Annotated in this window: 8 protein-coding genes; 3 read left to right on the forward strand and 5 right to left on the reverse strand. The window is 70.3% G+C overall.

The features are described 5' to 3' along the window. Positions 1–82 precede the first annotated feature (82 nt). Positions 83–1,738, forward strand: coding sequence for a urocanate hydratase (hutU, locus tag AC37TH_RS01200; RefSeq protein WP_490762528.1), 1,656 nt, complete (start codon positions 83–85; stop codon positions 1,736–1,738). 3 nt (positions 1,739–1,741) lie between these two features. Beyond that, complete coding sequence (gene hutI, locus AC37TH_RS01205) at positions 1,742–2,929, forward strand: imidazolonepropionase (RefSeq protein WP_490762529.1); 1,188 nt, start codon at positions 1,742–1,744, stop codon at positions 2,927–2,929. Between the two features lie 58 nt (positions 2,930–2,987). On the opposite strand, the gene AC37TH_RS01210 is transcribed toward hutI, so the two are convergent. Together AC37TH_RS01210 and AC37TH_RS01215 are read right to left on the reverse strand one after the other, a co-directional pair. Continuing rightward, positions 2,988–3,899 (reverse strand): arginase family protein, encoded by a 912-nt coding sequence (locus tag AC37TH_RS01210; RefSeq protein ID WP_490762530.1) that lies wholly within the window; start codon positions 3,897–3,899, stop codon positions 2,988–2,990. A 122-nt stretch (positions 3,900–4,021) separates the two neighbouring features. Beyond that, positions 4,022–4,972 carry a helix-turn-helix transcriptional regulator gene (locus AC37TH_RS01215; protein ID WP_490762531.1) on the reverse strand — a complete coding sequence of 317 codons (951 nt, stop codon included), beginning with the start codon at positions 4,970–4,972 and terminating at the stop codon, positions 4,022–4,024. A 60-nt stretch (positions 4,973–5,032) separates the two neighbouring features. On the opposite strand from AC37TH_RS01215, the gene AC37TH_RS01220 reads away from it, so the two are divergent. Further along, the gene (locus AC37TH_RS01220; RefSeq protein WP_490762532.1) at positions 5,033–6,241 is read left to right on the forward strand and encodes an epoxide hydrolase family protein; all 1,209 of its coding nucleotides are present in this window, start codon (positions 5,033–5,035) and stop codon (positions 6,239–6,241) included. Positions 6,242–6,317: 76 nt separating this feature from the next. Here AC37TH_RS01220 and AC37TH_RS01225 read toward each other — a convergent pair whose 3' ends face one another. The 3 genes from AC37TH_RS01225 to yczR all read right to left on the reverse strand — a co-directional run bounded on the left by AC37TH_RS01225 (position 6,318) and on the right by yczR (position 12,588). Then, on the reverse strand, positions 6,318–9,755 hold the full coding sequence (locus AC37TH_RS01225; protein WP_490762533.1) for an efflux RND transporter permease subunit: 3,438 nt from the start codon (positions 9,753–9,755) through the stop codon (positions 6,318–6,320). Between the two features lie 187 nt (positions 9,756–9,942). Beyond that, positions 9,943–10,944, reverse strand: a complete 1,002-nt coding sequence (locus AC37TH_RS01230; protein ID WP_490762534.1) for a hypothetical protein — start codon at positions 10,942–10,944, stop codon at positions 9,943–9,945. A gap of 150 nt (positions 10,945–11,094) precedes the next feature. Further along, positions 11,095–12,588 carry a MocR-like transcription factor YczR gene (yczR, locus tag AC37TH_RS01235; RefSeq protein WP_490762535.1) on the reverse strand — a complete coding sequence of 498 codons (1,494 nt, stop codon included), beginning with the start codon at positions 12,586–12,588 and terminating at the stop codon, positions 11,095–11,097. Positions 12,589–12,604 lie beyond the last annotated feature (16 nt).

A 12,604-nucleotide genomic window follows, 5' to 3' on the forward strand; every position in this document is an offset into this window, starting at 1 on the left:
CGCCGCACCACAGCAGCAACCACCGCACCCACCCCGACCCACCGCATCCACAGCTTTCACTCACAGACGAGGAGACCCCCACATGCAGGGAGCACGAGAGGTCCGCGCCCCGCGCGGCACTACCATCAGCGCGAAGAGCTGGCAGACCGAGGCACCGCTCCGGATGCTCATGAACAACCTCGACCCGGATGTCGCCGAGCGCCCGGACGACCTGGTCGTCTACGGCGGCACCGGCCGCGCGGCCCGCAGCTGGGAGGCGTTCGACGCGATCGTCCGCACCCTCCGCGACCTGGAGCCGGACGAGACCCTGCTGGTGCAGTCCGGCAAGCCGGTCGGCGTCTTCCGCACGCACGAGTGGGCGCCGCGCGTCCTGATCGCCAACTCGAACCTTGTCGGAGATTGGGCCACCTGGCCAGAGTTCCGCCGCCTGGAAGCCCTCGGCCTCACCATGTACGGCCAGATGACCGCAGGGTCGTGGATCTACATCGGCACGCAGGGCATCCTGCAGGGCACCTACGAGACGTTCGCGGCCGTCGCGGCGAAGCGGTTCGGCGGCACCCTGGCCGGCACGATCACGCTCACTGGCGGTGCGGGCGGGATGGGCGGCGCGCAGCCGCTCGCCGTGACGATGAACGAGGGCGTCGTCCTGATCGTGGATGTGGACACGTCCCGCCTGCAGCGCCGCATCGACCACGGCTACCTGGACGAGCTCGCCGACGACCTGGACGACGCCGTCGCCCGCGTCCTCGCGGCCAAGGAGTCGCGCACCCCGCTGTCGGTCGGGCTCGTCGGCAATGCGGCGACCGTCTTCCCCGAACTGCTCTCCCGCGGCGTCGCCATCGACATCGTCACCGACCAGACCAGCGCCCACGACCCGCTCACCTATCTGCCGGAGGGCGTCACAGTGGAGGAGTGGCACGATGCGGCCGCCGCCGACCCCGAGGGGTTCACCACCGCCTCCCGGGCGTCGATGGCGAAGCACGTCGAAGCGATGGTCGGGTTCCAGGACGCGGGCGCCGAGGTCTTCGACTACGGCAACTCCATCCGCGCCGAGGCGAAGCTGGGCGGCTTCGAGCGCGCCTTCGACTTCCCAGGATTCGTGCCCGCGTACATCCGGCCGCTGTTCGCCGAAGGCAAGGGACCGTTCCGCTGGGCGGCGCTCTCCGGCGACCCTGCCGACATCGCGGCGACCGACCGCGCCATCCTGGAACTGTTCCCGGAAGACGAGCACCTGCGCCGCTGGATCACCCAGGCAGGCGAGAAGGTGCACTTCGAGGGCCTGCCCGCCAGGATCTGCTGGCTGGGATACAAGGAACGCCACCTGGCCGGCCTGAAGTTCAACGAAATGGTCGCGAGCGGCGAGCTCTCCGCCCCACTCGCGATCGGACGAGACCACCTCGACTCCGGCTCCGTCGCGTCGCCGTACCGGGAGACCGAGGCGATGGCCGACGGCTCGGACGCGATCGCTGACTGGCCGCTGCTGAACGCGCTCCTCAACACCGCCTCCGGTGCCACCTGGGTGTCCATCCACCACGGCGGCGGGGTCGGCATCGGCCGCTCCATCCACGCCGGTCAGGTGATCGTCGCCGACGGCACGCCGCTCGCCGCCGAGAAGATCGAGCGCGTGCTTATCAACGACCCTGGCACCGGGGTGATGCGCCACGTGGATGCGGGCTACGACCGGGCGGTGGAGGTCGCGGAGGAGCGCGGCCTGCGCATCCCGATGCGGGAGGGCTGAGCGGTGACGGCGGTGCTGGTCACCGGGATCGGCGAGCTGGTCACGAACGATCCGGGCAGGGAGGGTCTGCTGGGCGCTGTGCCCGCCGCGTCGCTGCTGGTGGACGACGGGCTGGTCGTCTGGTCTGGCCCTTCCACCGAGTTGCCTGCGGAGTGCGGTGCGGTCGCTGCGTCCGCCGACGTGCTCGACGTCGCCGGAGCGGCCGTCATCCCTGGCTTCGTGGACGCCCACACCCACCTCGTCTTCGGCGGGGATCGCGCTGCCGAGTTCGAGGCGCGCATGTCCGGCAGGCCGTATACCGCTGGCGGCATACGCAGCACGGTCGCCGCGACGCGGGCGGCGACGGACGCCGAACTGGCGGCCAGGCTCGACGGTTTCGTCGCCGAACTGCACGCCCAGGGCACGACGACGTTCGAGATCAAGAGCGGCTATGGTCTCACCGTCGACGACGAGGCGCGGCTGCTGCGGTTGGCCTCACGCGTGACGGACGAGACCACCTTCCTGGGCGCCCACGTCGTCCCCGCCGAATTCGCCGACGATCCGGACGCGTACGTCGACCTGGTCGTCGGCCCCATGCTCGACGCCTGCGCGCCGCGCGCGCGCTGGATCGACGTGTTCTGCGAGACCGGCGCATTCACGCCGGAGCAATCCCACCGCATCCTGACGGCGGGGGCGGCGCGCGGTCTCGGCGTCCGCGTCCACGCCAGCCAGCTCGCGCCGGGCGACGGGGTCGCACTGGCGGTCACCCTCGACGCCGCGAGCGTCGACCACTGCACCCACCTCACCGACGACGACGTCTCCCGCCTCGCCGCCTCCCGTACGGTCGCGACACTGCTGCCCGGCGTCGAGTTCTCCACCCGCCAGCCATACCCGGATGCGCGCAGACTGATCGACGCGGGCGTCACCGTGGCCATCGCCAGCGACTGCAACCCCGGCTCGTCGTTCACCTCGTCAATGGCGTTCTGCATCGCCGTGGCCGTGCGCGACATGGGGATGACGCCCGCCGAGGCCGTGTGGGCGGCGACGGCCGGGGGCGCCGCCGCGCTGCGGAGGACGGACGTCGGTCACCTCGCGGCCGGAGCGGCGGCCGACTTCGTCGTGCTGCGCGCTCCGTCGTCCGTGCACCTGGCGTACCGGCCGGGGGTGCCGCTGGTGGACGCGGTGTACCGCGGCGGAGTGCTGGTGGCTTAGCGCGACCGGCGCCCCGCTCAGGCGCTGCCGCACGGGTGCCGCCCGGCGTGCTGCCCGCTCAGGCGCGCCCGGCCAGCCCTGCCGCGACCTCCAGCACCAGCAGCGCGGCGAGCCGCACCGTGCGTCCGTCAGCGACGTCGGCCGTCGCATCCACTTCGGCGATGTCGACCGATCGCACAGCACCGCATGCGCCCGCCAGCCGCGCGAACCGGCGCAGCTCCCACGCTGCCAGACCTCCCGGAACCGATGCTGGGCATCCAGGGGCCACCGACCTGTCGCACACGTCGACATCCAGATCCACGTGGATCGGCCCGCCGGACGCTCCAGCGATCTCGACCGCCTCGGCCATCACGTCGTCGATCGGCCGGTGGTGCAGCGCATCCCGGTGCACCACGGTGATGCCGTACTCCTCGGCTCTGGCCGTGTACGCGGGCGAGTTCGCGAAGTCGGCGATCCCGATCTGCACCACGCGCCGCCCGTCCAGGCCGGCCTCGACCAGCCGTCGCACGGGCGATCCGTTCGAGACGCCGTCGCGCAGGTCGTGATGCGCGTCGAGCGTGATCAAGCCGGCCGACGGGAGCTCCTCGCCCCACGCGCCGAGCGCCGCGGGAACGGTGAGCGCGTTGTCGCCGCCCACGGCCACGGTCAGGCGTGACAGGGCGACCGCGTCCGCCATCGCCGCGATGGCGCGTCCTTCGCCCTCCGGGCCGTCCGGCTCGTGCACGTCCCCGGCGTCGGCGAACAGCAGCCGCTCCACGTCCAGGCCCGGCACGGACGCCGAGTAGTACCGGAGGGCGGCGCGCACCGCGGCCGGCGTCTCTCCGGCGCCGGTCGCCGACAGCGACGTGCGCCAGGTGGGGATGCCCAGGAAGGCGAGGTCCACCTCCGCATCGACGGGCAGGTCACCGAACGACGGCCACGCTCCAGCGCGCGGCCACAGCGGATCGACGGACAACTCACGGGTGCTCATACCGCGACGGTAGCAACCCCGATGGATGCGCGGCAGGCTCTGGCGTCACCGGGCGTCTGGGATCGCGGACACCACGGCGTTGACCTGCTTACCCCGCTCACTCGGCCGCCATACAGCCCAGCTCACCCCACCGCCCGCGCGTACCGCGCTCCAAGCGCCCGCACCTGCTCCACCAGCCCCGGCGGCTCCGTCACCCGGAAATCCAGTCCCAGCATCCCGATGTACACCGCGATGATCTCCACGCTGTCGCCGCCGGTCACCAACACGCAGGTGTCGTCGTCGACCGGCTCCACCACGCCCACCGCCGCGTTGATCCGCGCGACCACCTCCGCCGCCGACGCGAACACCAGGATGCGCGAGTGGATGGCCCACCCCGTCGATGACACCGTGCGCAGCACGAAGCTCGAATAGTCTTCGCCGACCAGTGGATGCGGCTCGAACGGCCGCCGGGTCGGCATCTGGAGCGTCAGCCAGTCGACCCGGTGCGCCGCCCACTCCCCGGTACGCGCATCCCTGGCCACGAGGTACCACCTCCGCTGCCAGTTGACGAGACGATACGGCTCGACCAGCCGCTGCACATCCTGCTGGTCGAACCGCAGCCAGTGATGGTCGTGGATGGCGGTGGCGATGGCGGACAGCACGTCCGCCTCCACGTCGGGGTCGTCGACGTTGCTCCCGGTGTTCTCCGGTGCCTTCGACACCGTCTCCGACATCGCCGCGACCGTGCTGCGCAGCCGGTTCGGCAGCACCTGCTCCAGCTTGCGGAGCGCCCGAGTGCTGCTCTCCTCGATCCCGCTGATGCCGGTCGCGGCGCGCAGCCCGATCGTGACGGCGACGGCCTCCTCGTCGTCGAGCAGCAGCGGAGGCATCGTGCCGCTGGAGCCGAGCCGGTAGTGCCCCGCCGGACCGCGCACCCCATCCACCGGGTAGCCGAGCTCGCGCAGCCGGTCGACGTCGTTGCGGATCGTGCGCGCACTCACGTCGAGCCGGGCGGCGAGTTCGGCCGCCGTCCAGGCCGGGCGCACCTGCAGCAGGCTCAGGATGCGCAGCATCCGGGAGGCGGTGTCGGTCATGTCGAAGATCTTTCCACAAAGCGGAAGCAGTTGTTCCTATTACGTTTCTATGGTGAAGCCATGACAACGCAGACGAACCCCAGCACCACCGCCTCCGCCACCGCGACCTCGGCCGCCGCCTCTTCCGCTCTCGCTTCCGCTCCCGCCATCACCCCGTTCCGCGTCTCCATCCCCGAGGCCGATATCGCCGATCTGCGGGAGCGCCTCGACCGCACCCGCCTCCCCCGCCCGGTTCCCGGCGAGGACGACTGGCGCTACGGTGTGCCGAACTCCTACCTGGAGGAGGTCATCGCCGCGTGGAAGGTCTTCGACTGGCGCGCCCAGGAGGAGCGGATCAACGCCTTCCCCGGTTACCTCACCGAGATCGACGGGCAGACCGTCCACTTCCTGCACGTCCCGTCGGCGGAGGCCGACGCGACGCCGCTGCTGCTCGTGCACAGCTACCCAGGCAGCTTCGTGGACTTCCTCGACCTGATCGGCCCGCTCGTCGACCCTGTCGCTCACGGCGGCCGCGCCGAGGACGCGTTCTCGGTGGTCGTCCCGTCGCTGCCCGGTTTCGGGTTCAGCGTCCCGGTGGTCGACCGCGGCTGGACGATGGCGCGCGTCGCCCGCACGTTCGACACCCTCATGCACCGCCTCGGCTACGACGAGTACGGCACGCACGGCAGCGACGGCGGCGCGATGGTCGCCCGCGAGTTCGGTCTGGCGGCACCGGACGGCTACCTCGGCTCGCACGTGCTGCAGCTGTTCTCCTTCCCGTCCGGCGACCCCGCCGAGTTCGAGAAGCTGGAGCCGAAGGACTACGCGGCTCTGGAGCACATGAAGTGGTTCCAGTCGGTCGGCGGCTACAACGCGATCAACTCCAGCCGCCCGCAGACTGTCGCCGTCGGCCTCTCCGACTCGCCGATCGGCCAGCTCGCCTGGAACGAACTGTTCCAGTCGTTCGGCAACGGGACGAGCCTGGTGACCACCGAGCAGATCCTCACCGAGGCGTCGGTCGAATGGTTCACGAACACGTCGGCGACGATGGGCCGCTACCACTTCGAGGAAGCCAACGCGGGCGCAGAGCCGGCCGTCAACCACTCGCCGATCGGGATCGCCGTCTTCTCCGACGACTTCAAGTCGGTCCGCACTTTCGCCGAGCGGGACAACGACAACATCATCCACTGGTCGGAGTTCGACGGCGGTGGCCACTACGCAGCACTGGAGCGGCCCGACGTGCTCGCGGACGATATCCGGACGTTCTTCGCCACGCTGCGCAACCGCTGAGCGGGCGCGAAGCACCGCCCGCACAGCAGAACGGGCCGGACTCCTGGGGAGTCCGGCCCGTTCGTGTGCAGGTCGGCTAGAGCTGGGTGCCGCCGGCCGGAGCGGTCCACACCGGGGGCTGAGCGGCGGGGCCGACGGGCTCAGAAGTGCCCGGCTCCCCCGCTCCGGTACCGCCCGCGCCAGAGCCACCGGAGCCAGGTCCGCCGTATCCAGGGCCGCCAGGTCCGCCGTTACCACCAGCGCCACCGTCGCCCGCAGCCGGCCCACCGGACCCAGCTTGCTTCGCCGCGCGCTTCGCGGCACGGCGTTCACGTGCGCCTTCCACGAGGTTGTAGAGCGTCGGCAGCACGATCAGGGTCAGCAGCGTGGACGAGACCAGGCCGCCGATCACCACGATGGCGAGGGGCTGCGAGATGAAGCCGCCGTGGCCGGTGAGGCCGATCGCCATCGGGGTGAGGGCTGCGATGGTCGCGAGCGCGGTCATGAGGATCGGGCGCAGACGACGGGAGGCGCCGTGCGCCACCGCCTCCGGCACCGACATCCCTCGTCTCCGGTACTGGTTGACGAGGTCGACGAGCACGATCGCGTTCGTCACGACGATGCCGATCAGCATCAGCACACCGATCAGCGAGGCGACGCCGAGGGGGATGCCGGAGATGATCTGCAGCGCGATCGCTCCGGTCGCCGCGAACGGCACCGAGACCAGCAGCAGCAGCGGCTGGCGCAGCGAACGGAACGTCGCGACCATCACGATATAGACGATCAGCAGGGCGGCGAGCAGCGCGATCCCGAGCTGCGAGAACGCGTCCGACTGGCTGGACGAGACGCCGCCGACCTTCGCGGTCGCGCCGGCCGGGAGCTTCGCGTCCTTGAGGGCCGTGGTCACTCCGGCGTTCGCCGTTCCGAGGTTGTCGGTCGCCGGCGTCGCCGTGACCGTCGACGTGCGGAGCCCGCGCTCGGTCGTGACGGTCGACGGACCGTTCGTCTCCTGGACCGTCGCCAGCGTGCTCAGTGCGACAGGACCGGTGATCGTCGGGATCTGCAGGCTGCTGAGCTCCGCGACCGTGGTCGGCGGGTTGTCGCTCTGGATGTAGATGTTGAGCGTCGAGTTGTCGAGGGCGACCGAACCGGCCTGCGTCGGCTGCATGGCCTGCGAGACGATGCCGCCGACGGCGACCTCGCTGAGTCCTGCGGCCGCCGCCTTGGCGCGGTCGACGTTCACCGCGACGTACGGCAGGGACGCGCTGAGGTTGTCGGTGACCTGCTTGACCGAATCCTGCTTCTTGACCTCGGCCACGACCGAGTCGGTCGCCTTCTGCAGGTCTTCGTTGCTGGTGGCCGTGATGTCGATCTCGATGTCGCTCGACCCGCCGAACCCGCTCTGCGAGGAGACCTGGATGTCACCCTGGTCTTTCACCGCTGCGAGCTCGTTCTCGATGGTGCTCTTGAGCTCGTCCTGGTTGACGTTCGGATCGGTGGTCACCGAGAACGTGGTGTTGCCGCCGCCTCCGGTGAACGCGGCCTGCAGCGATGCGCCGCTCGACCCGATCGAGACCTGGACGGTGTCGACCCCCTTGGTGTCGATGAGCTTCTGCTCGACGACCTTGGAGGCGTCGTCCTTGGCCTGCAAGGATGCCCCCGGGGCGAGCGTCTGCGTGATCGTGAGTGTGTTCTGGCCCGTGGAGCCGAGGAAGTTGGTCTTCATCAGCGGGGTGAGCGCCAGCGTTCCGACGAGCACGACGACCGCGATCAGCACCGTGGACACCGAGTGCTTCAGCGTCCAGTGGATGATCGGAAGATAGCCGCGCTGCAGCGCCGACGGGTGCTCGAGCTCGTCGTCTCCGGCCGCCATCGCCTCTTCGATGGAGAGGTGCGCGGCGTCGGCGCCTTCCGCGCCTCCCTCGTGCTTGCGCGCCTTCGGCGGACGCAGGAACCAGTACGCGAGCACCGGCACGATCGTCAGCGAGACGAGCAGCGACGAGAGCAGAGCGATGGTCACCGTGAGCGCGAACGGGCGGAACAGCTCGCCGGTCACGTCGCCGACGAACGCCAGCGGCAGGAACACTGCCACGGTGGTGATCGTGGACGCGGTGATCGCGCCGGCGACCTCGCGCACGGCCTTGATGATGGTCGCCGCTCTGTCCACCCCGGCGACGAGTTGCCGCTTGATATTCTCGATCACGACGATGGAGTCGTCCACCACACGACCGATCGCGATGGTGAGCGCGCCGAGCGTGATGATGTTGAGCGTGTACCCGGTCGCCCACATCACGATGAACGTGATGAGCACGCTGGTCGGGATGGAGATCGCCGTGACCAGCGTCGAGCGGATCGACATCAGGAAGATCAGGATGACGATGACCGCCATCAGCAGACCGAGCAGGCCCTCCTCGGTGAGCGAGTTGATCGACTGCGTGATGAAGGGGGCCTGATCGAACACGACGGTCACCTTCGCGCCGTCGCCGAGCTTGGTCTGGATGTCGTCGATCAGCGCGCTGACGCCGTGCGAGACGTCCACCGTGTTGGCCGCGGGCAGCTTGGTGACCGCGATGGTCAGCGCCGGCTTGCCGTCGACGCGCGAGATGGAGGTGGTGGGGTCGTCGGTCTTCTGCACGGTCGCGACGTCGCCGATGGTCGGCGGGGTGGCTGCCGCGGCGGCCGCAGCAGCGGCGGCAGCGCTCGCACCGGTCGCACCGGTTGCTCCACTCGCACCTGTTGCACCCGTTGCGCCGGATGCGCCGGCACCGGAGGCGCCGGCACCGGAGGCGGACGCCGACCGAATGAGCGGGAGGGAGGTGATGTCGTCGATCGACGCCAGCTTCTTGCCCGACTGCACCGACAGCGTCTTGCCGTCTTCGGTGATCGAACCTCCGGGAACGAGGACGCCGTTCTGCTGCAGCGCATCCTTGATCGACTGGCTGGTGACGCCGTTGGCGGCCAGCTTGGCGCTGTCCGTCGTGATGGCGATGCGCTGACCGACCTGGCCGACGAGTTGCGCGTCGTTGACGCCGCTCACGTTCTTGATGTCGGGCAGGACGAGCTTGGTGATGTTGTCGGCGAGGGTGCGGGTGTCCTGGTTGCTGGTGACGGCGAGCTGGATCACCGGGAAGTCGTCGATGCTGCCGGAGAAGACCTGCGGGTCGACGCTGCTCGGCAGGGTCGACTTGATGCGGTTGATCGCCTGGTCGATCTTCTGCTCGGCCGTGGCGAGGTCTGTGCCGTAGGTGAACTTCGCCGTGATGATCGACTGGTTGGTGCTGCTGACCGCCGACGTGCTCTCGAGGTCAGGCACGCCCTGGATGGCCGTCTCGACCGGCGTGCTCACGTCGTTGTTGACGACTTCCGGCGATGCGCCAGGGTAGCTCGTGATGATCGCGAGCTGCGGGAACGAGATGGTGGGCGCGAGCTCCTGCTTGAGGTTCGTCAGCGCCAGGCCGCCGAACACCGCCGCCACGATGGTGACGAGCGCGATGAGCGCGCGGTTCTTCATACTCAGGACGGCAAGAAAATGCACAGTCTTTTCCCTTGGCAGAAAGTGGATGCGAGACACGCGGCGCCGACGCCGCCCGAAAAGTATGTCATTGCAGCCTGTGCAATTTCCTCATGCCCTGGTACGACTTCAGGGTGGAGAGGTACTCCCGCGGGAGTCTGCAGGCTCAGGATGCGGCGGCACTGGACGCGGCGGCACTGGATGCGGCGGCTCACGACGGATCCCACCCGCGCGAGGTAAGCGTGCGGAACACCAGCCCGACCAGGCGCTTCTCCGCGCACAGATGCTCCGCGCCGATCCTCAGCACCAGTTCGCCGTGCTGCTGCAGCGTCGTGGTCCTGGTGAGGTCTCTGCGCCACTGCCGCGGATCGGTGCGATGGTGGTCGCCCTCGTACTCGAGGATCACGCGCTCCCGACGGAATCGCAGGTCCGGTCGTGCCAGGACCCGCCCGTCCGGAGCACGCAGCTCGATGTTGACGTCGGGTTCCGGCAGGCCGGCGTCGGCCAGGATGACTCGGAGCAGCGACTCCTGCGGAGACTCCGACCGCTCGTTCACAAGCTCGATGGCTCGCTTGGCGCGCCGCGCACCCCGAGCTCCCGCTGCGGGGAGCGCCGCGCACAGGTCGTCACGAGACGCCAGAGGCGCATGGCCGCCGATCACGGCGTCGCCCAGCATCACGAGCTGCCGGACGCTCGCCGTCGCCGCCAGATCGGACCAGGTGCGCGCCGCCGACGTCACCGGCAGACCGCGCGAGAAGCGGACCTCCCGCGCACTGATGCGCCGGGCGTGCGCCCGAACCCCTGCGATCCGGGGCGCGCGTGCAGGTGGCGCGACCGTCACGTGCAGTTCGGGAAGCGCATCCGGTGTGGACGGACGCCCACCGGCCGCGGCAGGCGTATCCGGTGTGGACGGACGCCCACCGACCGCGGGGGACGCATCCTCGGAGGGCGGATGCGCACCTGCAGCATGCGCCCCGCCCACCTCCGGCAGCCCCAGCAGCCGCGCCGCCGTCGCGTGCGACAGCACCGCATCCGGCAGCCTGGCGCAGAGAGCGGTGCAACGCGCGACGAAGTCGTCCGCCAGCTCAGCAGGGACACGGGCGCCCCGAAAGGGTGCGACGAGCTCGCGCCGCGAGAGCCGCGCAGGCTCGACGCCGAGCGTCCGCGCCTCCCGGAGGGAGACCGGACGTCCGCGCAATCGCTGATCGATCATGCCCACTACCCTGCACGAATCCGCCGCCCAGCGCCGAAATCTCTCCACAGGCCCACCCCGCCGAGCGCGAGATGCCAGTAACTGTTACGCATCCCGGGCGTTTCGCGACAGTTACTGGTATCTCGCGACCGCCACCAACAACACCACCATCTACACCACGTTGGGGAGGGAGGCACCGTCTAGGAAGGGACCAGACAGCGCCGGTGCGCGCAGGGCACCGGGCCACGCCCGCGACAGCGCCGCGAACGCTCGCGCCGTCTCCTCCTCCGAATACGTGATCGGGATGCGCACGAACCGCTCGAACGCGCCGTCCAGCCCGAAACGCGGCCCCGCCGCGATCAGCAGCCCCTCGGCGCGCGCGCCGAGCGTCAGCGCCGAGCTGACCGGCTCGCCGATCCCGATCCACGCCGCGAGCCCCCCGTGCATCCTGGGCACCACCCAGTCGGGGAAGTTCTCCGCCGCCATCCGCAGCACCCGCTCGCGGCCTGCGGCCAGCTGGGCGCGCCTGTCCTCCAGGATCTGCGCCATCTGCGGGAGCATCCTCGCCACAACGAGCTGCTCCAGCAGCGGCGTGCCGAGATCGGTGGCGGGCTTCGCGGCGATCAGCTTCTGCAGGTGCGGACGCTCCGCCCTGATCCAGCCGATGCGCAGGCCGCCCCAGAGGCTCTTGCTCGCCGACCCGATCAGCAGCACCGGCGCATCCCCGGCCTCGCGCATCCCGTAGCGGGGCAGCGGCAGGTGCTCACCGAGCCTGTCGATGTCGAGGTCGGCCGTCGTCTCATCGCCGACGACGATCGTGCCCTGCGCCGCCGTGACCGCCAGCAGCCGTTCGCGCGTCTCCGGCGACATGGAGGCGCCGGTCGGGTTCTGGAAGTCCGGGATCACGTACGCGAGCGCGGGATTGGCCCTGCGCACGGTCTGTTCGAGCGCGTCGGCGTCCCACCCGTCGTCCTCCGCGCCGATGGGATGCGGCGCGTCGGCCCCCGGAACCGTGACCGTGATCGGGACCAGCCGCGCTCCGGCGAGTCGGAACGAGTCGGTCGCGTGGGGATAGGTCGGCATCTCGATCAGCGTGCGGTCGCCGCGGCCGAGGAACGTCCGGGCGATGAGCGCGATCGCCTGCTGCGCTCCGACCGTCACGAGCACCTGGTCCGGGTCGGTCGGGAGGCCGCGCTGCCGGTAGCGCTCTGCGATGGCCTCGCGGAGGTGCGGGAGGCCGACGTCGTCGTAGCCGGAGTGCGTGAGGAAGTGCGGGAGTTCCTCGGCTGCGGCCCGCGCGGCAGCTGGAAGCGATGCCGCGGCGGGCAGGGCGGCCTTGGTGAAGTCGAGCATCCCGTCGCCGCCGGGGATCGGAGCAGGGACGAGCACCGGGCCTGGCAGCCTGGCCACGCTGCCGGAGCCGCGGACGCTGTCGAGGAAGCCCGCGTCGCGCAGGCCGCGATAGGCCGCCGTGACGGTCGTGCGGCTCAGTTCCAGCCGGGAGGCGAGGTCGCGCTCGGCCGGAAGCCTGGTGTCGATCGGGATGCGCCCGTCGAGCACCAGCAACCGGATGCGGTCGGCGAGCGCCTGGTAGTGGGCGCCTCCCCCTCGCCACTCGCCGAGGAGGGATTCGAGCGATCTGGCGGTGAGCTGCGCATCGGGCATAAGGCCACCTTAAGCG

The sequence above is a fragment of the Leifsonia sp. McL0627 genome (assembly GCF_058244615.1).